This window comes from Pseudomonas sp. NPDC089392 (assembly GCF_044749595.1).
In the GTDB taxonomy this organism is placed as follows: domain Bacteria; phylum Pseudomonadota; class Gammaproteobacteria; order Pseudomonadales; family Pseudomonadaceae; genus Aquipseudomonas.
The window spans coordinates 62,089-85,832 of sequence record NZ_JBIVIF010000018.1 but is presented as its reverse complement, the minus strand read 5'-3'; the positions used below and the strand labels follow the sequence as shown (position 1 = coordinate 85,832).

At 63.0% G+C, this 23,744-nt stretch carries 23 protein-coding genes; 15 read left to right on the top strand and 8 right to left on the bottom strand.

All coding sequences use genetic code 11. The features are described 5' to 3' along the window. Positions 1-117: 117 nt before the first annotated feature. A complete protein-coding gene (gene ung / locus ACIP1G_RS16960; protein ID WP_400738955.1) occupies positions 118-810 on the top strand; it encodes a uracil-DNA glycosylase in 693 nt (230 codons plus the stop codon). A 119-nt stretch (positions 811-929) separates the two neighbouring features. On the opposite strand, the gene ACIP1G_RS16955 is transcribed toward ung, so the two are convergent. The 5 genes from ACIP1G_RS16955 to ACIP1G_RS16935 form a co-directional block, all read right to left on the bottom strand. Next, entirely contained in the window at positions 930-1,964 is a 1,035-nt protein-coding gene (locus tag ACIP1G_RS16955) for an AbrB family transcriptional regulator (RefSeq protein ID WP_400738953.1), read from the bottom strand. Continuing rightward, the gene (locus tag ACIP1G_RS16950) at positions 1,957-3,471 is read right to left on the bottom strand and encodes a tripartite tricarboxylate transporter permease (protein WP_400738951.1); all 1,515 of its coding nucleotides are present in this window, start codon (positions 3,469-3,471) and stop codon (positions 1,957-1,959) included. The genes ACIP1G_RS16955 and ACIP1G_RS16950 overlap by 8 nt, the downstream gene beginning before the upstream one ends. A 3-nt stretch (positions 3,472-3,474) precedes the next feature. Further along, complete coding sequence (locus tag ACIP1G_RS16945; RefSeq protein WP_400738949.1) at positions 3,475-3,933, bottom strand: tripartite tricarboxylate transporter TctB family protein; 459 nt, start codon at positions 3,931-3,933, stop codon at positions 3,475-3,477. 177 nt (positions 3,934-4,110) lie between these two features. After that, positions 4,111-5,091 (bottom strand): tripartite tricarboxylate transporter substrate binding protein, encoded by a 981-nt coding sequence (locus ACIP1G_RS16940; RefSeq protein ID WP_003252023.1) that lies wholly within the window; start codon positions 5,089-5,091, stop codon positions 4,111-4,113. Between the two features lie 46 nt (positions 5,092-5,137). Beyond that, complete coding sequence (locus ACIP1G_RS16935; RefSeq protein ID WP_400738946.1) at positions 5,138-6,427, bottom strand: OprD family porin; 1,290 nt, start codon at positions 6,425-6,427, stop codon at positions 5,138-5,140. 199 nt (positions 6,428-6,626) lie between these two features. Here ACIP1G_RS16935 and ACIP1G_RS16930 point away from each other — a divergent pair, with 199 nt between their 5' ends. Both ACIP1G_RS16930 and ACIP1G_RS16925 read left to right on the top strand, forming a co-directional pair. Next, the gene (locus ACIP1G_RS16930; RefSeq protein WP_400614770.1) at positions 6,627-7,298 is read left to right on the top strand and encodes a response regulator; all 672 of its coding nucleotides are present in this window, start codon (positions 6,627-6,629) and stop codon (positions 7,296-7,298) included. Beyond that, the gene (locus tag ACIP1G_RS16925) at positions 7,291-8,670 is read left to right on the top strand and encodes a sensor histidine kinase (protein WP_400738943.1); all 1,380 of its coding nucleotides are present in this window, start codon (positions 7,291-7,293) and stop codon (positions 8,668-8,670) included. The genes ACIP1G_RS16930 and ACIP1G_RS16925 overlap by 8 nt, the downstream gene beginning before the upstream one ends. Positions 8,671-8,799: 129 nt before the next feature. On the opposite strand, the gene ACIP1G_RS16920 is transcribed toward ACIP1G_RS16925, so the two are convergent. Both ACIP1G_RS16920 and ACIP1G_RS16915 read right to left on the bottom strand, forming a co-directional pair. Further along, positions 8,800-9,606: an HDOD domain-containing protein gene (locus ACIP1G_RS16920; protein WP_400738941.1), complete on the bottom strand. Its 807-nt coding sequence runs from the start codon at positions 9,604-9,606 to the stop codon at positions 8,800-8,802. 55 nt (positions 9,607-9,661) lie between these two features. Beyond that, the gene (locus ACIP1G_RS16915; protein WP_400738938.1) at positions 9,662-10,603 is read right to left on the bottom strand and encodes a YgfZ/GcvT domain-containing protein; all 942 of its coding nucleotides are present in this window, start codon (positions 10,601-10,603) and stop codon (positions 9,662-9,664) included. A 133-nt stretch (positions 10,604-10,736) separates the two neighbouring features. Here ACIP1G_RS16915 and ACIP1G_RS16910 point away from each other — a divergent pair, with 133 nt between their 5' ends. Further along, positions 10,737-10,991 carry a succinate dehydrogenase assembly factor 2 gene (locus ACIP1G_RS16910; protein WP_016498168.1) on the top strand — a complete coding sequence of 85 codons (255 nt, stop codon included), beginning with the start codon at positions 10,737-10,739 and terminating at the stop codon, positions 10,989-10,991. Continuing rightward, entirely contained in the window at positions 10,975-11,439 is a 465-nt protein-coding gene (locus tag ACIP1G_RS16905; protein ID WP_400738935.1) for a protein YgfX, read from the top strand. The genes ACIP1G_RS16910 and ACIP1G_RS16905 overlap by 17 nt, the downstream gene beginning before the upstream one ends. A gap of 273 nt (positions 11,440-11,712) precedes the next feature. Here the strand turns inward: ACIP1G_RS16905 and nadB are convergent, their stop codons facing one another. Next, on the bottom strand, positions 11,713-13,317 hold the full coding sequence (gene nadB / locus ACIP1G_RS16900) for an L-aspartate oxidase (RefSeq protein ID WP_400738932.1): 1,605 nt from the start codon (positions 13,315-13,317) through the stop codon (positions 11,713-11,715). Between the two features lie 434 nt (positions 13,318-13,751). Here nadB and rpoE point away from each other — a divergent pair, with 434 nt between their 5' ends. The 10 genes from rpoE (at position 13,752) to pdxJ (ending at position 23,728) form a co-directional block, all read left to right on the top strand. Then, on the top strand, positions 13,752-14,333 hold the full coding sequence (gene rpoE / locus ACIP1G_RS16895; RefSeq protein WP_010220971.1) for an RNA polymerase sigma factor RpoE: 582 nt from the start codon (positions 13,752-13,754) through the stop codon (positions 14,331-14,333). 31 nt (positions 14,334-14,364) lie between these two features. Further along, positions 14,365-14,955 (top strand): RseA family anti-sigma factor, encoded by a 591-nt coding sequence (locus ACIP1G_RS16890; RefSeq protein ID WP_391132092.1) that lies wholly within the window; start codon positions 14,365-14,367, stop codon positions 14,953-14,955. Positions 14,956-14,967: 12 nt separating this feature from the next. Next, positions 14,968-15,933 carry a MucB/RseB C-terminal domain-containing protein gene (locus tag ACIP1G_RS16885; protein WP_400738928.1) on the top strand — a complete coding sequence of 322 codons (966 nt, stop codon included), beginning with the start codon at positions 14,968-14,970 and terminating at the stop codon, positions 15,931-15,933. A gap of 227 nt (positions 15,934-16,160) precedes the next feature. Beyond that, positions 16,161-17,549, top strand: coding sequence for a DegQ family serine endoprotease (locus ACIP1G_RS16880; protein WP_400739036.1), 1,389 nt, complete (start codon positions 16,161-16,163; stop codon positions 17,547-17,549). 182 nt (positions 17,550-17,731) lie between these two features. Next, a complete protein-coding gene (lepA, locus tag ACIP1G_RS16875) occupies positions 17,732-19,531 on the top strand; it encodes a translation elongation factor 4 (RefSeq protein ID WP_400738925.1) in 1,800 nt (599 codons plus the stop codon). 5 nt (positions 19,532-19,536) lie between these two features. Next, positions 19,537-20,391 (top strand): signal peptidase I, encoded by an 855-nt coding sequence (gene lepB, locus ACIP1G_RS16870; protein ID WP_400738922.1) that lies wholly within the window; start codon positions 19,537-19,539, stop codon positions 20,389-20,391. 161 nt (positions 20,392-20,552) lie between these two features. Further along, positions 20,553-21,242, top strand: coding sequence for a ribonuclease III (gene rnc, locus ACIP1G_RS16865; RefSeq protein ID WP_400738919.1), 690 nt, complete (start codon positions 20,553-20,555; stop codon positions 21,240-21,242). Beyond that, entirely contained in the window at positions 21,235-22,137 is a 903-nt protein-coding gene (era, locus tag ACIP1G_RS16860) for a GTPase Era (RefSeq protein ID WP_016498176.1), read from the top strand. The genes rnc and era overlap by 8 nt, the downstream gene beginning before the upstream one ends. A gap of 123 nt (positions 22,138-22,260) precedes the next feature. After that, a complete protein-coding gene (gene recO, locus ACIP1G_RS16855) occupies positions 22,261-22,944 on the top strand; it encodes a DNA repair protein RecO (protein ID WP_400738916.1) in 684 nt (227 codons plus the stop codon). Positions 22,945-23,005: 61 nt separating this feature from the next. Beyond that, on the top strand, positions 23,006-23,728 hold the full coding sequence (gene pdxJ, locus ACIP1G_RS16850) for a pyridoxine 5'-phosphate synthase (protein WP_261367851.1): 723 nt from the start codon (positions 23,006-23,008) through the stop codon (positions 23,726-23,728). The last annotated feature ends 16 nt before the right edge of the window (positions 23,729-23,744 follow it).

Here is a 23,744-nt window from a genome sequence, read left to right as displayed (position 1 = left end):
GCGAAAGTCATCGCACAAGTATGGCCTGCCTGGCCGATCATGCCGGTCGTCGGTCGGATCGTTTGACAAGCGGGAAGGGCTTACCTAGTGTCGCGCCCATTGTTTATGGAAGGCCCCATGACTGACGACGATCGCATAAAGCTTGAACCCAGCTGGAAGGCCGCGTTGCGCGGCGAATTCGACCAGCCCTACATGCATCAGCTGCGCGAGTTCCTGCGTGGCGAGTACGCTGCCGGCAAGGAGATCTACCCGCCAGGGCCGATGATTTTCAACGCGCTCAATTCGACACCGCTGGACCAGGTCAAGGTGGTCATCCTCGGCCAGGACCCTTACCACGGGCCGGGCCAGGCGCATGGCTTGTGCTTCTCGGTACAACCGGGCGTGGCTACGCCGCCGTCGCTGGTCAACATCTACAAGGAGCTGCATCGCGACCTGAACATTCCGATTGCCAGCCACGGCTACCTGCAGAGCTGGGCCGAGCAGGGGGTACTGCTGCTCAACACCACCATGACGGTGGAACGTGCGAATGCGGCGTCGCATGCCAAGAAGGGCTGGGAGTTCTTCACCGACCGGGTCATTCAGGTGGTCAGCGAGCAGTGCCCGAACGTGGTGTTCCTGTTGTGGGGCGCGCATGCGCAAAGCAAGCAGAAGCTGATTGATGGCACCAAGCACCTGGTGCTGAAGTCGGTGCACCCGTCGCCGTTGTCGGCTTACCGTGGGTTCCTCGGTTGTGGGCATTTCAGCCGCACCAACAGCTTCCTTGAGCAGCGCGGGATGGCGCCGATCAACTGGGCGTTGCCGCCGTTGTGATCACCTGACAGACCGCGTCGCCTTTTTCGCGGGTAAACCCGCTCCTACACTGCCCTCAGGCCTGGCGCGCCCCTTGTAGGAGCGGGTTCACCCGCGAAGAAGGCGACGCGGTTTATCAGTCATTCCTCAACACGCGCATTCCACACCCGGAACAACGGCTCCGCCAGAAACAACACAAACAGCAACCGCATCACCTGCAGCGCCGTCACCAGCGGCACCGACAATTGCAAGGTCTCCGCCGTCAGGCTCATCTCGGCAATCCCGCCCGGCATCATCCCCAGCGTCAACGAGCGCAAGTCCAGTGAGGTCATCACGCTCAGCACCCACGCAGCACTGGCGGCAATCGCCATGCACAACGCCGTGGCCACCAATGTACGCCCAAGAAACGACGGTGCGCGGCGGAAGAACGCGCGGTTGAAGTGACAAGCCAGGCCACTGCCGATCAGCCACTGGCCGATCTGGCTGGCACCATTGGGCAGGGCGATCTGCAGGTTACCGGCCAGGCTCACTGTCGCCGCCACCAGCAATGGCCCGAACAACCAAGGGTTGGGCTGGCGCAAGCGCTGCCAGAGCAACGCCATGGCAACGCCCAGCGGTGCAATCAGTGCCAGCCAGCCCCAGCTCACGCTGCCGGTGTGGTTCAGCGGTACCCCGTCACCCAGCAGAAACTTGAACAGCGCCGGCACGCACAGCACCACCGCCAGCACGCGCAGGCTCTGCGCCGCCGCCACCTGGCTCAGCACGGCGCCATTGCGTGCGCCGAGGTTGACCATCTCCCCCGAACCACCGGGCATGCTGGCGAAGAACGCCGTAGCGCGATCTTCACCGGTGCGCCGCAACAGCCACACGCTGATCACGCTGGATAGGGTAGTGAACAGTGCGCCGAAGAAGATCAACGCGAAATGGCTGGCCACCTGCTCGATGACCGCCGGGGTGAAGTGCAGGCCGATGCCGATGCCGATAATCCACTGCCCGCATTTGCGGCCATTGGGAATTTCCGACAACTGCCAGGGCGTCAGGCAGCGTACCAGGATGATCGCCAGCAACGAGCCAACCATCCACGGCAAAGGCCAGCCGACCTTGCTGGCGGCAAAACCGCCAGCAAGGCCGACCAGCCCGGTTGCGACAAACAACGGCAACGAGCGATCAGGCATCGGCCATGGCCCGGCGCTGCTGGCTGCGTTTACGCCAGATGCGCAGCAGCGGCAGGGTCAGCATGCAAATGGTCAGCACCCACACCGACATGCTGATCGGGCTCGACCAGAGGATGCCTAGCTCACCATTGGAGATCGACAGCGCCCGGCGCAGGTTCTGCTCCATCAGCCCACCGAGGATGAAGCCGAGCAGGATCGGCGACAGCGGGAAGTCGAGCTTGCGCAGGATGTAGCCCATGATGCCGATGCCGACCATCAGGAACAGGTCGAAGGTGGTGGCATGCACGGCGTACACGCCGATCGCGGTGATGATGGCGATTACCGGCACCAGCGCCCAGTTCGGCACGGCGAGGATGCGGGTGAAGATGCGGATCATCGGGATGTTGAGGATCACCAGCATGATGTTGGCGATGAACAGCGAGGCAATCAGGCCCCAGACGATGTCCGGCTGCTGTTCGAACAGCAGAGGGCCTGGGGTGATGTTGTACAGGGTCAGCGCACCGATCATGACCGCAGTGGTGCCGGAACCTGGTACGCCCAGGGTCAGCATCGGTACCAGGGCGCCACAGCAGGACGCGCCAATGGCGGTTTCCGGCGCGGCCAGGCCACGGGCATCGCCCTTGCCGAACTTGCCACCGGCACCGGCAATGCGCTTCTCGGTCATGTAGGCTACGGCACTGGCCAGCGTCGCACCGGCACCCGGCAGCACGCCCATGATGAAGCCCAGCAGGCCGCAACGGATGTTGACCACGAACACCGAGGCCGCTTCCTTGAAGTTGAACAGCATGCGCCCGGTGGCCTTGACCGCCTGGTGGCCATGGTGGGTCTTTTCCAGCAGCAGGAGGATTTCGCTGATCGAGAACAGGCCCAGCACCAGCACCACGAACTGGATGCCGTCGGCCAGGTGCACGCTGTCACCGGTGAAGCGGTACACGCCACTGTTGGCGTCGATACCGACCGCCGACAGGAACAGGCCGATCAGTGCGGCAATGAAGGTTTTCAGTGGTTTGTCACCGGCCATGCCGCCCAGGCAGACAATGGCGAACACCATCAGCACGAAGTACTCCGCCGGGCCGAAGGCGATGGCCCATTTCGCCAGCAGCGGGGCGAACAGCACCATGCCGCAAGTGGCGATGAAGGCGCCGATGAACGAACTCCAGGCCGACAGCGACAGCGCCACGCCGGCCAGGCCCTGGCGGGCCATCGGGTAGCCGTCGAGGGTGGTCATGACGGTAGAGGCTTCGCCTGGGATGTTCAGCAGGATCGAGCTGATGCGCCCGCCATACTCGCAGCCCAGGTACACCGCCGCCAGCAGGATCAGTGCGGATTCCGGCGGCAGGCCGAGGGCGAAGGCGATGGGGATCAGCAGCGCCACGCCGTTGATCGGGCCCAGGCCCGGCAGCAGGCCGACCACGGTGCCGATCAGGGTGCCGGAGAGGGCGGTGACCAGGTTGTAGGGGGACAGGGCGACGCCGAAGCCCTGGCCCAGGTAGCTCAAGGTATCCATGTGTCAGTTCTCCAGTACGCTCAGCAGGCCAAGGGGCAGGGGCACGTCCATCACGCGGTCGAACAGCCAGTAGAGGAAGACGCTCATGCCCACCACCACGATGGCGCTGTGCAGCCAGCGGCCGCCGTACAGGCGGGCCATGGGCAGGCCGACGAGGATGGCACTGAGAATGAAGCCCAGGGGTTCGAAGGTAGCGGCGAAGACGAGCAGCAGGCCGACACAGGCGGCGATCTTGATCAGGGTTTCGCGGTCCAGCTCTGGTTCATCGTCCTTGCGCACGATGGGCGTGGGGCGGAACACCAGGTACAGCAGGCCCAGGCCCATCAGGCCGAGCATCAGCAGCGGGTAGGCGCGGGGGCCCACCGGTTCATAGGAAAACGCCGCCTGGTAGGGCCAGGCCATCACGGCCAGGGCGGCGCACACCGCCAGCAGGGCCAGGGCGAAGATGCGTTGCAGGATCATGAAGGAATCCTCTTGTTGTTCGGCAAGACGCAGATCCTTTGTAGGAGCGGCCTTGTGTCGCGAAAGGGCCGCACAGCGGCCCCAGGATTTCAGCAGCGCTGCACAAATCGCTGGGGCTGCTGTGCAGCCCTTTCGCGACACAAGGCCGCTCCTACAAAGAGCGAGCGGCGTGGCGTTTTACTGGATCAAGCCAAATTCCTTGGCCAGTGCCTTGTAGTCAGCCACTTGCTTCTTCACATAGCCGTCCAGCTCTTCACCGGTCATGGCGAACGGGAACAGCTCGCGCTGGTCACGCAGCTTGGCGAAGTCTTCCGAAGCCAGCATCTTGTCGAACGAGGCTTTCCACCAGGCGTAGTCTTCGTCGCTCACCTTTGGCCCCAGGTAGAAGCCGCGCACTACTGGCCAGACGATGTCGTAGCCCTGTTCCTTGGCGGTAGGGATGTCTTTCATCTCCGGCTCGTCCAGGCGGTTTTCCGAGAACACCGCGAGGATGCGCATGTTGCCGCTCTGGATGTGCGGCATGGAGTCGGAAATATCGGTCGAGCCGACCTGGATGTGCCCGCCCAGCAGCGCCGTGGCAATTTCGCCACCGCCTTCCAGGGCCACGTAGCGCAGGTCGCGCGGGTTGATGCCGGCGGCCTTGGCGATCAATGCAGTCTGCATCCAGTCCTGGCTACCGACGGTGCCGCCAGAGCCAATCACCACCTTGCTCGGGTCTTTCTTCAGTGCCGCGACCAGGTCGTCGAGGGTCTTGTAGGGCGAGTCGCTTTTCACCGCGATGGCGCCGTAGCTGGTGCCAACGGCAGCCAGCCATTTCACTGCGTTTTCGTCGAAGCGGCCGAACTTGCCCTGGGCCAGGTTCAGCAGCGAGCCGCTGGACCAGGCAACCAGGGTGCCAGCATCGGCCGGGCGCTGGGCGACCACGGCGTTGTAGGCCACTGCGCCGACACCGCCGGGCATGTAGGTGACGCGCATCGGCTTGCTGAGGATCTTTTCCTGCACCAGGGCGCTTTGCACCAGCTTGCAGGTCAGGTCGAAGCCACCGCCGGGCGAGGCGGGGGCGATGCATTCGGGGCGTTTCGGTTCGGCAGCGAGGGCGTTGCCGGCCAACAGCAGGCAGCCGGTAGCGAGGACGAGGCGGCGCAGTGAAAAGGTCATCGTCTATCTCCGTGAGTGTTGTTGTTATCGGATTACCGCTATCGGGTTACCACAGCGCCACGCTGTAGCTCACCAGCAACCGCACTTCATCGGCGTCGCGGGCAAAGTTGGAGCGGAAGGTGGCGTTGCGCAGGCGCACGGCGACGTTCTTCAACGGGCCGCTTTGTACCACGTACTTCAGTTCGGTGTTGCGCTCCCATTCCTTGCCCTCGCCACCGGCAGCGCGGCTGACGTTGTCGCCGTTGATGTAGCGGGTCATGAAGGTAAGGCCGGGCACGCCAAGGGCGGCGAAGTTGTAGTCGTAGCGCGCCTGCCAGGAGCGTTCGTCTTTGCCGGCGAAGTCGTTGATCTGGACAAAGTTGACCAGGTACGGGTCGGCACCATCGACATACGGGAAGGCGCTGTCGCCAGACAGTTGCTGCCAGGCGGCGCTGACCTTGTGCCCGCCCAGGGCGTAGCTGAGCATGCCGTTGACCGTGGTGTTGTCGATGTTGCCGGCCTTGGCCGCGCCAGCGTCGTCACTGACCGCCAGGCGCAGGTCGGCGCCGAAGGTGCCCGGGCCCCACGGCTGGGTGGCGACCATGCCGATGAAGTGCTGGCGGTAGATATCGTCGAGCTGTGCGAAGTGGTAGCTGCCGGTGATGCGGTCGGTGAACTGGTAGTCAAGGCCACCCAGCGCCAGGTTGTCGGCGCTGAACGTGCCACCGAAGCGGCCGTTCTTGTTGTTCAGGGCCAGGTCTTCCCAGTTGGTGTCGTTGCGGTCCTTGGCCTTGTCCAGGCGCCCGCCAGTGAAGGTCAGGCCCTTGATCTCCTTCGAGGTGAGCAGGCCGCCTTCGAAGGTTTGCGGCAGGATGCGCCCGTCGTTGGGCTGCAGGGTCGGCAGCTCGGGGATCAGGGTGCCGATCTTGAGTTCGGTCTGGGAGATCTTGACCTTGCCGGTCAGGCCGAGCTTGGAGTATTCGTCGGCCGCCTTGCCATCATCGTGGGTCGGCAGCAGGCCGGTGTCGGTGCGGTCGGGGCTGGAGTCGAGCTTGATGCCGAGCATGCCCAGCGCATCCAGGCCAAAGCCGACGGTGCCATCGGTGTAGCCGGACTCGAAGTTGAGCATGAAGCCCTGGGCCCATTCGTCACGCTTGGATTGCTGCGCGCTGGTGCCGTCGCGGAAGTCGCGGTTGAAGTACATGTTGCGGGTTTCGAAGGTGGCCGTGCTGTCTTCGAAGAAGGCGGCCTGGCTCATCGGGGCGACACCGGCAAGCGCAAGGGCGCTGGCGATGGCAGAGGGGCGTGCGGCAAAGGAACGGGTAGGCGCGAACGCCTGCGGCTGCGATGACAGCATCGTCGATGACTCCGTTTATTGTTCTTATTCGTTGCACCTTGCTGGTGCTTTTTTCGGCGCGAAGGGCGACCGTGGTGCGATGCTAGGCAACGAACCTTTCGCTAACCTTTCAGCGTGAAAGGTTTGTTGGCAGGGCTTCACAGTCCTGCCGACAGCGGTACACTCCGCGCCACCGCCCCACCCGAGCAGGGAGAATCCGATGCGTGTGCTGCTGGTCGAAGACCACCTGCAACTGGCCGAAAGCGTGGCCCAGGCCTTGAAAAGCCACGGCTTGACCGTGGATGTGCTGCATGACGGCGTGGCTGCCGACCTGGCCTTGGCCAGCGAGGAATACGCCGTGGCCGTGCTGGATGTCGGCTTGCCGCGCATGGACGGCTTCGAGGTGCTGGCGCGCCTGCGCGGCCGTGGCAAGACCTTGCCAGTGCTGATGCTGACCGCGCGCAGCGACGTCAAGGACCGGGTCCACGGCCTTAACCTGGGCGCCGACGACTACCTGGCCAAGCCGTTCGAGCTGACCGAGCTGGAAGCCCGGGTCAAGGCCCTGCTGCGCCGCAGCGTGCTCGGTGGCGAGCGCCAGCAGCGCTGCGGGCCGTTGGTGTACGACCTGGACACCCGGCGCTTTTCCTTGGGCGACGACAACCTGACCCTGACCTCGCGCGAGCAAAGCGTGCTGGAAGCGCTGATCGCCCGCCCAGGCCGGGTGATGAGCAAGGAGCAACTGGCTGCCCAGGTGTTCGGCCTGGACGAAGAGGCCAGCCCTGACGCCATCGAAATCTACATCCACCGCTTGCGCAAGAAGCTTGACGGCCACCCGGTGGCCATCGTCACCTTCCGCGGCCTGGGTTACCTGCTCGAGCACCGCGATGCGTGACAACGGCAGCCTGCGCGGGCGCTTGCTGGGCAATCTGGCCCTGCTGCTTGTGGTGCTGATGCTGGCCAGCGGCCTTAGCGCCTACTGGAACGGCCGCGAGGCTGCCGACACTGCCTACGACCGCACCCTGCTGGCCTCGGCGCGGACAATCGCCGCGGGCCTGTCGCAGCGCGATGGCTCACTGAGCGCGGACGTGCCCTACGTGGCCCTGGACACGTTTGCCTACGACAGTGCCGGGCGTATCTACTACACGGTGCTGGACATCAAGCAGCGGTTGATTTCCGGCTACGAGAACCTGCCGCCACCGCCGCCGGGCACGCCGCGTACCGACGATTACCCGGCACTGGCGCGGTTCTATAACGCTACCTACCTGGGCCAGGACGTGCGCGTGGTCAGCCTGCTGAAGCCGGTAAGTGAGCCGAACATGAACGGCATGGCGGAAATCCGTGTAGCCGAGACCGAGGAAGCGCGGGTGCGCATGGCCCGTGGGCTGATGGCCGACACCTTGCTGCGCTTGGGCATGCTGGCATTGGGCGCGCTGGTGATGGTGTGGTTTGCCGTGAGTGCCGCGTTGCGGCCGCTGGAGCGCCTGCGCACGGCGGTTGAAGAACGTCAGCCGGACGACCTGCGGGCCTTGCCAGTGGTGCAGGTGCAGCGCGAACTAAGCCCCTTGGTGCGGGCCTTGAACCATTTCACCGAGCGTTTGCGTGGCCAGTTCGAGCGCCAGGCGCAGTTCATCGCCGATGCGGCTCACGAACTGCGTACGCCATTGGCGGCGCTGAAAGCACGGGTCGAGTTGGGCTTGCGTTCACCCGAACCGCAGGAGTGGCGGCAGACCTTGGAATCTGCGGTCCAGGGCACCGACCGCCTGACGCACCTGGCCAACCAGCTGCTGTCGCTGGCGCGGGTCGAGAACGGTGCATGGGCCATCGCCGAAGGCGGTGCGCAGCGCCTGGACCTGAGCCAACTGGCCCGTGAGCTGGGCATGGCCATGGCACCGCTGGCGTACAAGCGGGGGGTGGCGCTGGCCCTGGAGGCCGAGGCGCCGGTATGGCTGAAGGGTGAGCCAACGTTGCTCAACGAGCTGTTGAGCAACCTGGTGGACAATGCCCTGGCGCATACGCCGGCGGGCGGCAATGTGATTTTGCGGGTGCTGGCGCCGGCGGTGCTGGAGGTGGAAGACGACGGGCCTGGGATTCCCGAGGACGAGCGTGAGCGGGTGTTCGAGCGCTTCTATCGGCGTAGCGCGCAGGGCAGCGGGTTAGGGTTGGCGATTGTTGGCGAGATCTGCCGGGCGCACCTGGCGCAAGTGAGCCTGCATGATGGTGCGAAGGGTGGGTTGCGGGTGCGGGTGAGTTTTATTGCTGATTGATGAGTTTTCTGTGCGGGCCTCTTCGCGGGTAAACCCGCTCCTACAACGGACTGCGCAGCATTTGAAGACTGCGCAGCCCGTTGTAGGAGCGGGTTTACCCGCGAAGAGGCCCGCACAGGCCGACACCGGTCAGCGCAACATGCTCCGCGCCTCAAGCAGCTCATCCACCTCCAGCTCGGTACCGAACGGCAACCCCAGGTGGCGGTACGCCGGCAGCGCCGCCAACGGCCGTTGGCGCCCGCGCTGGCTGATGCAGCGGGCGATCTGCACGATGTCGATGTAATCGACCTTGTCGGTCAGTCGGTCCAGGTCCTGCACCTGGCTCGGCAGGTTGACCAACTGCTCCGGAAACTCCCAGGCCTTGAGGATCTTGTCCCCCAGTACCGGCTGGATCTGCTCGATCACGTAGTGCAGGCAAACCGGGTCGGACAGCAGTTCGTTGTGCTCTTCGGCATAGATCAGCACCGGCAGCGCGCCAATCTGGTTGACCAACCCACCCAAGGTGGCCTGGTCAGGCTTGAGCTGTGTGAATCGGCGGCATATTTCGTAGCTGATACCCGCCACTTCCAGACTGTTGGCCCAGATATCGCGCAGTTTCTGCTCAACCGCTGACGAGCGTGCATGGAAGATCTGTTCGATCACCAGGCCGATGGCCAGGTTGCAGCTGTAGTTGATGCCCAACCGCGTGACTGCGGTGTGCAGGTCGGTGACCTCGACCGCCGCGCGCAGCAGCGGGCTGTTGACGACCTTGATCAGGCGCGCTGAAAGGGCCGCATCGCGACCAATTACCTTGCTCAGGGCCGCTACGCTGATCTCGCTGTCTTCCGCCGCCTCGCGGATGCTCAAGGCAACCTCGGGCAGGGTTGGCAGGACCAGGTCATCCTTTTCGATGGCGTCGAGCAACTGTGCTTGAACCATCTCGGCCAGCTTGTTCATGGGCGTGTCTACCGCAGTGGTGGTGCGGCCCCGCCACAGGGGCGGGGCAGGCTGGTCAGCGCTGGATTTCCCGGTCGCGGTCCAGTTCGTAAGGCAGGGTCAGCACTTGCAGGCGCGGGCCTTCCAGGCTGCCCAGGTGCAGGTTGTCGTCTTCCACCGCCTCGGCACTGAGCACCGCGAGCAGTTCGCAGCCTGCACCGTTGCCGGCAGCAATCACCACTTCACCGACCGAGGAACCATGGGTGGGCGAGAAGATCTCGGCACCCGGGGCCGGGGTGTCCTGCTGGTCGAGTGCCAGGCGGTACTGGCGGCGTTTGAGCTTGCCCAGGTACTGCATGCGGGCGACGATTTCCTGGCCGGTGTAGCAGCCTTTCTTGAAGCTGACGCCGTCGACGGCCTGCAGGTTGATCATCTGCGGGATGAACAGCTCACGGGTCGGCCCCAGGACCTGGCCGATACCGGCGCGGATCTGCCCCAGCAGCCAGTCGTTGAGGCTGCCTTCGGGCATTGCGGCAGCAAGGGCCTGGCGCACGGTGTCGGCGTTATCCGCCGGCACCCACAGCTCTACACGGCCAGCGGACACGGCAATGGCGATCAGCCCTTCATGGCGCACTGTGCTGCCAGCGGCGGCGGGTACGTCGAGCCCCAGTGCCTGCAGCGCAGCTTCGCCATCTTGCAGGCCGAAGCGCAGCCAGGCGGCGCTTTCATCGGTCAGCGTGGCCTTGGAGAACACGGCGTACTTCTTCAGGTCGGCCAGTTGCGCGTCGAGCAGTTCGCTGGCCATTGCCAGCAGGTAGCCGTTGCCTTCGGGCAGGATGCGGAAGCTCGACTGCATGCGCCCCTTGACCATGCAGCGGGCGCCGAGGCTGGCGTGTTCCTGGCTGAGGTAGTTGATGTTGCAGGTCAGCTGGCCTTGCAGGAACTTGCCTGCATCGGAGCCGCGGACGGCGAGGATGCCCTCGTGGGACAGGGGGCAGAAGAAAGCGGAATCGGCCATGGGTCATCGCGGTGGCTAAAGACTGGCGGCCATCATAGAACGCCGGTAACAAAATAGGTAGGTGACTAGACCAACGCCCGGTGTCGCTTCGCGCGCCTGGCTGTATACTGGCGGGCCATTCGAGGAGGGCCCCATGGTCGAACAAACTGAACTCAACCGGCTTTTCTGGCACAGCCGCCGCGGCATGCTGGAACTGGACGTACTGCTGGTGCCTTTCACCCAGGAAGTCTACTCCACCCTCAACGAGACCGACCGTGAACTGTACGTGCGGCTGTTGAGCTGTGAGGATCAGGACATGTTCGGCTGGTTCATGGAGCGCACCGAGTCCGAAGACCCGGAGCTGCAGCGCATGGTCCGCATCATTCTGGACCGTGTCCAGCCCAAGTGAGTGCTTCGAGTGCCGCTGGCAAGGCTCGCGCCTGCTGCTAGCGGCCTTCCTGGGTTGCCAGGTGCTGGCGTGGCTTGCCGTATGGGCGAGCTCGCTGCCCTGGTGGTTGGCCCTTCCTGTTGTTGCTGCATGTATTGCCCACGCTGGCTGGGTTATCCCCCGACGTATTCTGTTGACGCATGAGCATGCCGTTGTCGGCCTGCGCCGTGATGTGCGCGGCTGGCAGGTGTTCAGCCGTGCCCGTGGTTGGCAGCCGGTGCGTTTGTGCCGGGATAGCGTGGCGTTGCCGGGGCTGGTGGTGTTGCGCTTTGTTCGGGCGGGGCGATGGGTGGGGCAAAGCCAGTGCATACCGCGGGATGCGCTGGGGGCGGATGAGCATCGGCGTTTGCGGGTGCGGCTCAAATTCAGCCGTCGGCGCTGGGTTGGGGTGGGAGCGAGTCGGGGCTGACAGGTGTTCGCCGTGGCAGGTTTGGCGCCTGTGAGATCGAGCGCCGCCCGCGCGGCGCTTCGCAGCACAAGGCTGCTCCTACATCTGTTTCGGGCCAGTCACGCCTGTGCCAATGCACGCGACCGCCTTGTTTGTCCGGCAAGATATTGAGGTGAACGCCAAGGGGCCGCGCGCCTTCGCCTCAGGAACAACTGGCCCGAAACAGATGTAGGAGCAGCCTTGTGCTGCGAAGCGCCGCGCGGGCGGCGCTCGATCTCACAGGCGCCACAGCTTTCAGGCAGGACTAAGAATCGTGTCCTTGGCCTCGTCCAGCATCCCCGGATAATCCAGGGTGTAGTGCAGTCCACGGCTTTCCTTGCGCTGCATCGCCGACATAATCATCAGCTCGGCCACCTGGGCCAGGTTACGCAGTTCGATCAGGTCGCGGCTGACCTTGTAGTTGCTGTAGAACTCGTCGATTTCATCCAGTAGCAGGCGAATGCGGTGCTGGGCCCGCTGCAGGCGCTTGCTGGTGCGCACGATGCCGACGTAGTCCCACATGAAACGCCGCAATTCGTCCCAGTTGTGCGCAATGATCACGTCCTCGTCCGAGTCTGTGACCTGGCTGGCATCCCAGCCGGGCAGGGCCTTGGGCATGGCCACTTGATCCAGGTTTGCCTGGATGTCGGCGGCGGCGGCGCGGCCATAAACGAAACATTCCAGCAGCGAATTGCTGGCCATGCGGTTCGCGCCGTGCAGGCCGGTGCAACTGGTCTCGCCAATGGCGTACAAGCCTGGTACGTCGGTGTGGCCGCGGTCATCGACCATCACCCCGCCGCAGGTGTAATGCGCCGCCGGTACCACCGGGATCGGCTGGCGGGTGATGTCGATGCCAAAGGCCAGGCAGCGCTCGTACACGGTGGGGAAGTGGCTCTTGATGAAATCGGCCGGCTTGTGGGTGATGTCCAGGTACACGCAATCCACGCCCAGGCGTTTCATTTCGTGGTCGATGGCACGGGCCACGATGTCGCGCGGGGCCAGTTCTTCGCGCGGGTCGAAGCGTGGCATGAAGCGCTCGCCATTGGGCAGGCGCAGCAGGGCGCCTTCACCGCGCAGGGCCTCGGTAACCAGGAAGCTCTTGGCCTGCGGGTGGTACAGGCAGGTCGGGTGGAACTGGTTGAACTCCAGGTTCGCTACCCGGCAGCCCGCCCGCCAGGCCATGGCAATGCCGTCGCCGCAGGCACCATCGGGGTTGCTGGTGTACAGGTAGACCTTGGCCGCGCCGCCGGTGGCCAGCACTGTGAAGCGCGCACCGAACGTGTCCACCTCGCCCGTGTTGCGGTTGAGCACGTAGGCCCCCAGGCAGCGCTCGCCGGGCAGGCCCAGGCGACGTTCAGTGATCAGGTCGACCGCTACACGCTGCTCCAGCAACTGGATGTTCGGGCGCAGGCGGGCCTGTTCCAGCAGTGTGGTGAAGATCGCCGCACCGGTGGCGTCGGCGGCGTGGATGATGCGCCGGTGGCTATGGCCGCCCTCGCGGGTCAGGTGGAACTCAAAGCCGCCGTCGTCGACGCTGTAGTGCTCGTCGCGGGTAAAGGGCACGCCTTGCTCGATCAGCCACTGAATGGCTTCGCGGCTGTGTTCGACGGTAAAGCGTACCGCCTCTTCATTGCACAGGCCGCCGCCGGCATTGAGGGTGTCCTCGACATGCGACTGCACGGTATCGGTGTTGTCCAGCACCGCCGCGACGCCGCCTTGGGCCCAAAAGGTCGAGCCGTTGGCCAGGTCGCCTTTGCTGAGCACGGCGACGCGCAGGTGGCTGGGGAGGTTCAGTGCCAGGCTGAGACCGGCGGCACCGCTGCCGATCACCAGGACATCATGTTGGAATTGTTGGCTCATGTCGGGACACTAGTAATCTTCGGAAGGGGCGCGGCACAATAGTCACGCGCGGATGGCAATGTGAAACTATGGTTAAACTTGGCCGGGTTGCCTTTATAGCAGCCCCGAGTGGCCAATTTCCATGCCACTTGCCAGGTTGCGACAACCTTTGTGGGAACTTTCCGACATGGCCGGAAATCTCATGAAGGCTGCCCGCACGCCACAATTTGCCGCGGCGACGCAGGGCGGCAGGCCTGTCCGGGCTGTCCCTGTGTACTCGAAACCTGATTATCGACGTAGCCGGCCATGACCGCGGCGCGTCTTCCGTGCAAGCCGACCAAGGGCTGCAGGAAACTTGCTTGGAGGGGAGAACTTTTGCTCAAAGCCCGAGTCTATGGTTGCAAGCCTGAACGATGGCTGTTGCAACGCTCCTTCGAGCTAACTGAGGAGTGTTCATGCTAACCCAGGAAGAGGATCAGCAGCTTGTCGAGCGCGTTCAGCGCGGCGACAGGCGAGCGTTCGATCTGTTGGTGCTGAAGTATCAGCACAAGATTCTCGGGTTGATCGTGCGGTTCGTTCACGATACCCACGAGGCCCAGGATGTAGCACAGGAAGCCTTTATCAAGGCCTACCGTGCGCTAGGCAATTTCCGCGGTGACAGTGCGTTTTATACCTGGCTGTACCGCATCGCCATCAACACGGCGAAGAATTACCTGGTGTCCCGTGGAAGACGGCCGCCAGACAGTGATGTGAGCTCCGAGGATGCGGAGTTTTACGACGGCGATCATGGCCTCAAGGATCTCGAGTCACCAGAGCGCGCGTTGTTGCGGGATGAAATCGAAGGCACTGTCCATCGCACCATCCAGCAACTCCCCGAAGACCTGCGTACGGCTTTGACCCTGCGCGAGTTCGACGGGCTGAGTTACGAAGACATTGCCAGCGTCATGCAGTGTCCGGTGGGTACCGTGCGCTCTCGAATTTTTCGCGCTCGGGAGGCCATAGATAAAGCCCTGCAGCCGTTGTTGCAGGAAACCTGAGACAGCGGCGACAGCCAAGAGAGGAACCGCCATGAGTCGTGAAGCTTTGCAGGAATCGCTGTCCGCGGTGATGGATAACGAAGCGGACGAACTGGAACTGCGTCGGGTGTTGAGCGCCGTCGACGATGCCGAAACCCGTGCTACCTGGTCGCGTTACCAGGTTGCCCGTGCAGCCATGCACAAGGAGCTGCTGCTGCCTAACCTGGATATCGCCTCGGCGGTGTCTGCGGCGCTGGCTGACGAAGCTGTGCCGGCCAAGGTCAAGAAGGGCCCATGGCGCAGCATTGGCCGCCTGGCGGTAGCCGCCTCGGTCACCGTTGCGGTGCTGGCCGGCGTGCGCATGTACAACCAGGACGAGATCACTGGCGCCGAGCTGGCTGCCCAGCAGCCAGCCCAGCAAGGCCTGAGCGTGCCACAAGCCCAGGGCCCGGCCGTTTTGGCAGGCTATAGTGAGAGCAGTGAGCAACCCACCGGGCCGATGGCCAACGGCGTGCTGCAGAACCAGGCTGGCTGGGACCAACGTCTGCCAGGCTACCTGCGTCAGCATGCCCAGGAGTCTGCGCTCAAGGGCACTGAAACGGCTTTGCCGTATGCCCGCGCCGCCAGCCTGGAAAACCGTTAAGTAAGGAGGATCATGCGCGCGCTACCTCTCCTGTCGCTGCTGATGGGCAGCTGCATGATGGTGCCAGCATTGGCGGCCAATTCCTCGCCCGAGGCGAGTGAGTGGCTGAACAAGCTGGCACAGGCCGAGCAAAAGCAGAGCTACCAAGGCTCTTTTGTCTACGAACGCAACGGCAGCTTCTCTTCCCACGATATCTGGCACAGGGTTGATGGCGGCAAGGTCAGCGAGCGGCTGTTGCAGCTCGATGGCGCCGCCCAGGAAATCGTGCGCGTTGATGGCAGGGTGGAGTGCGTCAGCGGCGCCTTGGCCAGCGGCGTGACGTCGCCTCCTGACTCCGCGCAGCGTGTACTTGATCCGTTGAAACTGATGGGCTGGTACGATTTGAGTGTGGCAGGCAAATCACGGGTCGCCGGGCGCGACGCCGTGATCGTTACGCTCACCCCGCGCGATCAGCACCGCTATGCCTTCGAATTGCACCTGGACCGCAACACCGGCTTGCCGCTGCGCTCGTTGATGCTCAACGACAAGGGGCAGTTGCTGGAGCGCTTCCAGATGACCCGTCTCGACACCGATGAGCCGCCCAGCGACGATGACCTGCGCCCCAGTGCTGCCTGCAAGCCGGTACCGCATGTTGCAGCCACAAGCAATGACACCGTTGCCGGCTGGCGTTCGGACTGGCTGCCCCCTGGCTTTGAACTGGTCAACAGCTCGGTGCGCCGTGACCCCAAGCGTGACAGTTCGGTCAGCAGCCTGATGTATGACGATGGCCTGGCGCGCTTCTCGGTGTTTCTCGAACCGGTGAACGATGATGGCAGCACCGACATGCGCACCCAGCTTGGCCCGACCTCGGCAGTTTCACGCCGCCTGAACACGCCGAAGGGCAAGGTGATGGTCACCGTGGTCGGCGAAATTCCGCTGGGTACGGCAGAACGCGTCGCACTGTCGATGCGCCCTCAGGATGCCCAGGCGCGCCAGTGATGGCGCGCTTTTTCGGCTCATGCCAAGGCGCACGGACATGCGGCTGAAATGAAATTAAAGCATTGTCATTTGCAATCCACCGGCAAATTTTCTATAGGTCAGGCTTCTAGGAGCCTGGCCTTTCCTGCTTTGTGCGGGGGCCTTTCTAAACTACCGCTCGTTGTGACGGGAGCCGTATGTCAATACCACGCTTGAAATCCTACCTATCGGTGTTCGCCGCCGTGCTGATGCTCGGCCAGGTGCTCACCGCCCAGGCCGAGGAAGCCCTGCCGGACTTCACCACGCTGGTCGAGCAGGCCTCGCCGGCGGTGGTCAACATCAGTACCAAGCAGAAACTGCCAGACCGCCGCATCGCCGCCGGGCAAATGCCCGACCTGGAAGGCCTGCCGCCAATGTTCCGCGAGTTTTTCGAGCGCAACATGCCGCAGCAGCCGCGCTCGCCGCGCGGTGACCGCCAGCGTGAGGCGACGTCGCTGGGGTCGGGCTTCATCATTTCTGCTGATGGCTACGTGCTGACCAACAACCACGTGGTGGCTGATGCCGACGAGATCATCGTCCGCCTGTCGGACCGCAGCGAACTGCAAGCCAAGCTGGTTGGCACCGACCCGCGCACCGACGTGGCCCTGCTCAAGGTCGAGGGCAAGAACCTGCCGACCGTGAAGTTGGGTGATTCCGAGAAGCTCAAGGTGGGCGAGTGGGTACTGGCCATCGGTTCGCCGTTCGGCTTCGATCATTCGGTGACCAAAGGTATCGTCAGTGCCAAGGGGCGTACCCTGCCTAACGACACCTATGTGCCGTTCATCCAGACTGACGTGGCCATCAACCCGGGTAACTCCGGCGGCCCGTTGTTCAACATGAAGGGTGAAGTGGTGGGTATCAACTCGCAGATCTTCACCCGCTCCGGCGGTTTCATGGGCCTGTCGTTCGCCATCCCGATCGACGTGGCGATCGATGTTTCCAACCAGCTGAAAAAAGACGGCAAGGTCAGCCGTGGCTGGCTGGGCGTGGTGATCCAGGAGGTCAACAAGGACCTGGCTGAATCCTTCGGCCTGGACAAGCCGGCCGGTGCCCTGGTGGCCCAGGTGCTGGAAAACGGCCCGGCCGCCAAGGGTGGCCTGCAGGTGGGTGACGTGATCCTTAGCATGAACGGCCAGCCGATTGTCATGTCGGCCGACCTGCCGCACCTGGTCGGCAGCCTCAAGGATGGCGAAAAGGCCAAGCTGGAAATCATCCGCAACGGCAAGCGCCAGAACCTGGACATCAGTGTCGGCGCCCTGCCGGACGAGGAAGCCGACATCGGTACCGGTACCGGCCCGGACGGCAGCGCCGAGCGCAGCAGCAACCGCTTGGGCGTATCGGTAGCAGACCTGACCGCCGAGCAGAAAAAGTCCCTGGAACTGAAGGGTGGCGTGGTCATCAAGGAAGTACAAGATGGCCCGGCGGCAATGATCGGCCTGCGTCCGGGTGATGTCATCAGCCACCTGAACAACCAGGCCATCGGCTCGGCCAAGGAATTCACCGAAATTGCCAAGGATCTGCCGAAGAACCGTTCGGTGTCGATGCGCGTGCTGCGTCAGGGCCGTGCCAGCTTCATCACCTTCAAGCTCGCGGAATAAGCGGCTTTGCAAGGCGAAAAGGGGCAGCTTCGGCTGCCCTTTTTCATGAATCTTCACAATTGAGTGGATGATTGCTGTGTACAGTCGGATAGAGGAACCTCCCATATCCCGGCAGCTTAAGGTACAATTCCCGGCTATTTTTCGGCGGGCGTCCGGCTCGCAGCCTTTTCGAGTGTTGACCCGTGAGTGATTTGAGTCATATCCGCAATTTCTCCATCATCGCCCACATCGACCATGGCAAGTCGACGCTGGCCGACCGTTTCATCCAGATGTGCGGTGGCCTGTCGGCACGCGAGATGGAAGCCCAGGTGCTCGATTCCATGGACCTGGAGCGTGAGCGCGGTATTACCATCAAGGCCCACAGCGTCACGCTTCACTACAAGGCGCAGGATGGCAAGACCTACCAGCTGAACTTCATCGACACCCCGGGGCACGTCGACTTCACCTACGAAGTCTCGCGCTCGCTGGCGGCCTGTGAGGGTGCGCTGCTGGTGGTCGACGCCGGCCAGGGCGTGGAAGCCCAGTCCGTAGCCAACTGCTACACCGCCATCGAGCAAGGCCTTGAGGTCATGCCGGTGCTGAACAAGATGGACCTGCCACAGGCCGACCCGGACCGCGTCAAGGACGAGATCGAGAAGATCATCGGCATCGATGCCACCGACGCCGTGGCCTGCAGCGCCAAGAGCGGCATGGGCGTGGACGAGGTGCTCGAGCGCCTGGTGCAGAGCATTCCCGCGCCGGAAGGCGAGATCGACGCACCGCTGCAAGCGCTGATCATCGACTCCTGGTTCGACAACTACCTGGGCGTGGTCTCGCTGGTGCGCGTGCGCCAGGGCCGCGTCAAGAAAGGCGACAAGATCCTGGTCAAGTCCACCGGCAAGGTGCACCTGGTCGACAGCGTCGGTGTATTCACCCCGAAACACACCCAGACCGCTGATCTGAAAGCCGGTGAAGTGGGTTTTATCATTGCCAGCATCAAGGACATCCATGGTGCACCGGTCGGTGACACCCTGACCCTGTCCTCCACCCCGGAAGTGGAAGTGCTGGCAGGCTTCAAGAAGATCCAGCCACAGGTTTACGCCGGCCTGTTCCCGGTCAGCTCCGACGACTTCGAAGACTTCCGTGACGCGCTGCAGAAGCTGACGCTGAACGACTCGTCGCTGCAGTACATGCCGGAGAGCTCTGACGCCCTGGGCTTCGGCTTCCGTTGCGGCTTCCTCGGCATGCTGCACATGGAGATCATCCAGGAACGCCTGGAGCGCGAGTACGACCTCGACCTGATCACCACGGCGCCTAGCGTAATCTATGAGCTTGAGCTCAAGACTGGCGAAACCATCATCGTCGACAACCCGTCGAAGCTGCCGGATGTGTCCTCGGTCACCGACTTCCGCGAGCCAATCGTTACCGCGACCATCCTGGTACCCCAGGAGCACTTGGGTAACGTGATCACCCTGTGCATCGAGAAGCGTGGCGTGCAGCGCGACATGCAGTTCCTCGGCAGCCAGGTGCAGGTGCGTTACGACATGCCGATGAACGAAGTGGTCCTGGACTTCTTCGACCGCCTCAAGTCCACCAGCCGCGGCTATGCTTCGCTGGACTATCATTTTGATCGCTACCAGTCGGCCAACCTGGTCAAACTGGATGTACTGATCAACGGCGACAAGGTTGATGCCCTGGCATTGATCGTGCACCGCGACAACGCGGCCTACAAAGGCCGTGCGTTGACCGAGAAGATGAAGGAACTGATCCCTCGGCAGATGTTCGACGTGGCGATCCAGGCAGCCATTGGCGGCCAGATCATCGCGCGTACAACCGTCAAGGCGCTCAGAAAGAACGTACTGGCCAAGTGCTACGGTGGTGACGTCAGCCGTAAGAAGAAACTGCTGGAGAAGCAGAAGGCCGGTAAGAAACGCATGAAACAGGTGGGCAACGTGGAAATTCCACAGGAAGCCTTCCTCGCCGTGCTCAGGTTGGATAGCTAGGTCCTATGTCGCTAAATTTCCCGCTGTTGCTGGTCATCGCCGTATTCGTCTGCGGTCTGCTGGGCTTGATCGACTTGCTGTTCCTGGCCCCGCGCCGGCGTGCGGCAATTGCCAATTACCAGGGCAGCGTAAGCCAGCCCGAGTTGGCCGTGGTCGAGCGCCTGAACAAGGAGCCGTTGCTGGTCGAGTACGGCAAGTCGTTCTTCCCGGTGCTGTTCATCGTACTGGTGTTGCGTTCGTTCCTGGTCGAGCCGTTCCAGATCCCTTCGGGGTCGATGAAACCGACCCTGGAAGTGGGCGACTTCATCCTGGTGAACAAGTTCTCGTACGGCATTCGCCTGCCGGTGATCGACAAGAAGGTCATCGAGGTAGGTGACCCGCAACGCGGTGATGTGATGGTGTTCCGCTACCCGAGCGACCCGAACGTCAACTACATCAAGCGCGTGGTCGGCCTGCCGGGCGACCAGGTACGCTACACCAACGACAAGCGGCTGTTCGTCAACGGCCAGCCGATTGCCGAACAACTGGTGGGCGCCGAGCCGGGCACCCTGGGCAGCGCCGAGCTGTACAAGGAAAAGCTTGGCGAGGCCGAACACCTGATCCGCAAGGAAATGAGCCGTTATCGCATGCCGCCAGACCAGCAATGGACCGTGCCGGCAGGCCATTACTTCATGATGGGCGACAACCGCGACAACTCCAACGACAGCCGTTACTGGGATGACCCGAATATTCCCAAGGAACTGCACGGCATGGTTCCGGACCGGAACATCGTCGGCAAGGCTTTTGCGGTGTGGATGAGCTGGCCAGAGCCCAAGCTCAGCCACCTGCCCAACCTGTCGCGGGTTGGTCTGATCCATTGATACCCATCGGCGCTGTCCAGCAGACAGCGCCGAATGCATTTCTGACATAGGCTGTGTTCTCAGGGATCGGGAGAATCGCCGCACATTGCGGCGGGCCACAGCCAAACAGTCTTTCAGGATGTTGATTTGAACAACGCGTTGAACAACGAACGGGTGGCCGCATGAGTGCTTCCCTTGACCGTCTGGAGCGTAAGCTCGGTTACACCTTCAAGAACCAGGACCAGATGCTCCTGGCGCTGACCCATCGCAGCTATGCCGGTCGCAACAATGAGCGCCTGGAGTTTCTCGGTGACGCCATTCTCAACTTTGTCGCCGGCGAAGCGCTGTTCGAGCGCTTTCCGCAGGCCCGCGAAGGCCAGTTGTCGCGACTGCGTGCGCGTCTGGTCAAGGGTGAGACCCTGGCTCGCCTGGCGCGTGGTTTCGACCTGGGTGAGTACCTGCGTCTGGGTTCGGGTGAACTCAAGAGCGGCGGTTTTCGCCGCGAGTCGATCCTGGCCGATGCCCTGGAGGCGCTGATTGGCGCCATCTACCTGGACGCGGACATGGATACGGCCCGGGAGCGCGTGCTGGCCTGGCTGGCCGACGAGTTCGAAGGCCTGACCCTGGTCGACACCAACAAGGATCCGAAAACCCGCCTGCAAGAATTCCTGCAGTCGCGCAGCTGTGAGCTGCCGCGTTACGAAGTAGTGGATATCCAGGGTGAACCGCACTGCCGCACCTTCTTCGTCGAATGCGAAGTGGTGCTGCTGAACAACAAAAGCCGTGGTCAGGGCGTTAGCCGGCGTATTGCCGAGCAAGTCGCCGCCGCGTCTGCACTGATCGCCCTGGGCGTGGAGAATGGCAATGACTGATAACAACCCGACCCGCTGCGGCTACGTAGCCATTGTCGGCCGCCCCAACGTCGGCAAGTCGACCCTGCTCAACCACATCCTCGGCCAGAAGCTGGCGATTACCTCGCGCAAGCCGCAGACCACCCGCCACAACATGCTCGGTATCAAGACCGAAGGTGACGTGCAGGCGATCTACGTCGATACCCCGGGTATGCACAAAGCCAACGACAAGGCCCTGAACCGCTACATGAACCGCAACGCCTCGGCGGCCCTGAAGGACGTCGACGTGGTGATCTTCGTGGTCGACCGTACCAAGTGGACCGACGAGGACCAACTGGTGCTGGAGCGTGTGCAGTACGTGACTGGCCCGCTGATCATCGCGGTCAACAAGACCGACCGCATGGAAGAGAAGGCCGAGTTGATTCCGCACCTGCAGTGGCTGCAGGAGCAACTGCCGAACGCCGAGGTCATGCCTATCTCTGCGCAGCAGGGGCACAACCTCGAAGCGCTGGAAGCCCAGATCGCCAAGCACCTGCCCGAAAACGATCACTTCTTCCCGGAAGACCAGATCACTGACCGCAGCAGCCGCTTCCTGGCTGCCGAACTGGTGCGCGAGAAGATCATGCGCCAGCTGGGTGCGGAGTTGCCGTACCAGATCACCGTGGAAATTGAAGAATTCAAGCAGCAGGGCCATGTGCTGCACATCCACGCGCTGATCCTGGTTGAACGCGACGGCCAGAAGAAAATCATCATTGGCGACAAGGGCGAGCGCATCAAGCGTATCGGCTCCGAGGCGCGCAAGGACATGGAAGTGCTGTTCGACTCCAAGGTCATGCTCAACCTGTGGGTCAAGGTAAAAGGCGGCTGGTCCGACGACGAGCGCGCCCTGCGTTCGCTGGGCTACGGCGACCTGTAACCCTACCTGACGGCCAGGTTTATCTGTGGGAGCGGGTTCACCCGCGAATGCTATGGTGGGTTCACTGACGCATTCGCGGGTAAACCCGCTCCCACAGTTGCATCTGGTGTCTAGAGATCACTTATGGAACAACCAGTCGGCCAGCCAGCCTATGTGCTGCACAGCCGTGCCTACAAGGAAACCAGCGCGCTGGTGGACTTCTTCACCCCGCAGGGCCGCATGCGCGCCGTGCTACGTCGTGCACGCGGCAAGGGTGGCAGCCTGGTGCGGCCATTCGTGCCGCTGGAAGTGGAGCTGCGCGGGCGTGGCGAGCTGAAGAATGTCGGGCGCATGGACAGCGCCGGCATCGCCACCTGGTTGCACGGTGATGCGTTGTTCAGCGGTTTGTACCTCAACGAACTGCTCATGCGCCTGCTGCCCGCTGAAGCGCCGTTCCCGGCACTTTTCGAACACTACACCCTGACCTTGCAGGCCTTGGCCGCAGGGCGGCCGCTGGAGCCGCTGCTGCGCTCGTTCGAATGGCGGCTGCTGGATGAGCTTGGTTATGCGTTTTCCCTGAGCCATGACGTCAACGACCAGCCGATCGCCGCCGACGGCCTGTACCGCTTGCGCGTGGATGCCGGCCTGGAGCGGGTCGAGTTGGTGCAACCCGGCCTGTTCCGCGGCACCGAGTTATTGGCCTTGGCCGAAGCCGACTGGGATGCCCCAGGCGCTTTGCTGGCCGCCAAGCGCCTGATGCGCCAGGCATTGGCCGTTCACCTGGGCTCAAAGCCGCTGGTCAGCCGGGAACTGTTTCGCAAGCGCTGATCACGACGTATGCTGTGGGGCTCAACCTTCAGGAGAGCCTTTCGTGACTCACAGCAACCGCATGCTTCTCGGCGTAAACATCGACCACGTGGCGACCCTGCGCCAAGCCCGGGGCACGCGTTACCCTGATCCGGTCAAGGCTGCCCTGGACGCCGAGGAAGCAGGCGCCGATGGCATCACCGTGCACCTGCGCGAAGACCGTCGGCATATCCAGGAGCGTGATGTGGTGCTGCTCAAGGATGTGCTGCAGACCCGCATGAACTTCGAAATGGGCGTCACCGAAGAGATGATGGCCTTTGCCGAGAAGATTCGCCCGGCGCACATCTGCCTGGTGCCCGAAACCCGTCAGGAGCTAACCACCGAAGGTGGCCTGGATGTGGCAGGGCAGGAAGCGCGAATCAAGGCGGCGGTAGAGCGCCTGGCGCGTACCGGTGCTGAAGTTTCGCTGTTCATCGATGCTGACGAGCGGCAGATCGAGGCTTCGCGTCGGGTTGGCGCGCCGGCAATTGAATTGCACACCGGGCGTTATGCCGATGCCGAGACCCCGACCGAAGTGGCAGAGGAACTCAAGCGCATCGTCGATGGTGTGGCCTTTGGTGTGGGGCAGGGGCTGATCGTCAATGCCGGCCATGGCCTGCATTACCACAACGTCGAGGCGGTGGCGGCGATCAAGGGCATCAATGAGCTGAACATTGGGCATGCGCTGGTGGCGCATGCCTTGTTCGTTGGTTTCAAGGCTGCTGTGGCTGAGATGAAGGCGTTGATCGTGGCGGCTTCGCGCTGATTTGTTGGTCGCCTGT

What these genes read in the sequence shown, in the direction of transcription:
- ung (WP_400738955.1), top strand. Translation starts at nt 118, where the DNA reads ATGACTGACGACGATCGCATAAAGCTTGAACCCAGCTGGAAGGCCGCG.
- ACIP1G_RS16955 (WP_400738953.1), bottom strand. Translation starts at nt 1,964, where the DNA reads ATGCCTGATCGCTCGTTGCCGTTGTTTGTCGCAACCGGGCTGGTCGGC.
- ACIP1G_RS16950 (WP_400738951.1), bottom strand. Translation starts at nt 3,471, where the DNA reads ATGGATACCTTGAGCTACCTGGGCCAGGGCTTCGGCGTCGCCCTGTCC.
- ACIP1G_RS16945 (WP_400738949.1), bottom strand. Translation starts at nt 3,933, where the DNA reads ATGATCCTGCAACGCATCTTCGCCCTGGCCCTGCTGGCGGTGTGCGCC.
- ACIP1G_RS16940 (WP_003252023.1), bottom strand. Translation starts at nt 5,091, where the DNA reads ATGACCTTTTCACTGCGCCGCCTCGTCCTCGCTACCGGCTGCCTGCTG.
- ACIP1G_RS16935 (WP_400738946.1), bottom strand. Translation starts at nt 6,427, where the DNA reads ATGCTGTCATCGCAGCCGCAGGCGTTCGCGCCTACCCGTTCCTTTGCC.
- ACIP1G_RS16930 (WP_400614770.1), top strand. Translation starts at nt 6,627, where the DNA reads ATGCGTGTGCTGCTGGTCGAAGACCACCTGCAACTGGCCGAAAGCGTG.
- ACIP1G_RS16925 (WP_400738943.1), top strand. Translation starts at nt 7,291, where the DNA reads ATGCGTGACAACGGCAGCCTGCGCGGGCGCTTGCTGGGCAATCTGGCC.
- ACIP1G_RS16920 (WP_400738941.1), bottom strand. Translation starts at nt 9,606, where the DNA reads ATGAACAAGCTGGCCGAGATGGTTCAAGCACAGTTGCTCGACGCCATC.
- ACIP1G_RS16915 (WP_400738938.1), bottom strand. Translation starts at nt 10,603, where the DNA reads ATGGCCGATTCCGCTTTCTTCTGCCCCCTGTCCCACGAGGGCATCCTC.
- ACIP1G_RS16910 (WP_016498168.1), top strand. Translation starts at nt 10,737, where the DNA reads ATGGTCGAACAAACTGAACTCAACCGGCTTTTCTGGCACAGCCGCCGC.
- nadB (WP_400738932.1), bottom strand. Translation starts at nt 13,317, where the DNA reads ATGAGCCAACAATTCCAACATGATGTCCTGGTGATCGGCAGCGGTGCC.
- rpoE (WP_010220971.1), top strand. Translation starts at nt 13,752, where the DNA reads ATGCTAACCCAGGAAGAGGATCAGCAGCTTGTCGAGCGCGTTCAGCGC.
- ACIP1G_RS16890 (WP_391132092.1), top strand. Translation starts at nt 14,365, where the DNA reads ATGAGTCGTGAAGCTTTGCAGGAATCGCTGTCCGCGGTGATGGATAAC.
- ACIP1G_RS16885 (WP_400738928.1), top strand. Translation starts at nt 14,968, where the DNA reads ATGCGCGCGCTACCTCTCCTGTCGCTGCTGATGGGCAGCTGCATGATG.
- ACIP1G_RS16880 (WP_400739036.1), top strand. Translation starts at nt 16,161, where the DNA reads ATGCTCGGCCAGGTGCTCACCGCCCAGGCCGAGGAAGCCCTGCCGGAC.
- lepB (WP_400738922.1), top strand. Translation starts at nt 19,537, where the DNA reads ATGTCGCTAAATTTCCCGCTGTTGCTGGTCATCGCCGTATTCGTCTGC.
- rnc (WP_400738919.1), top strand. Translation starts at nt 20,553, where the DNA reads ATGAGTGCTTCCCTTGACCGTCTGGAGCGTAAGCTCGGTTACACCTTC.
- era (WP_016498176.1), top strand. Translation starts at nt 21,235, where the DNA reads ATGACTGATAACAACCCGACCCGCTGCGGCTACGTAGCCATTGTCGGC.
- recO (WP_400738916.1), top strand. Translation starts at nt 22,261, where the DNA reads ATGGAACAACCAGTCGGCCAGCCAGCCTATGTGCTGCACAGCCGTGCC.
- pdxJ (WP_261367851.1), top strand. Translation starts at nt 23,006, where the DNA reads ATGCTTCTCGGCGTAAACATCGACCACGTGGCGACCCTGCGCCAAGCC.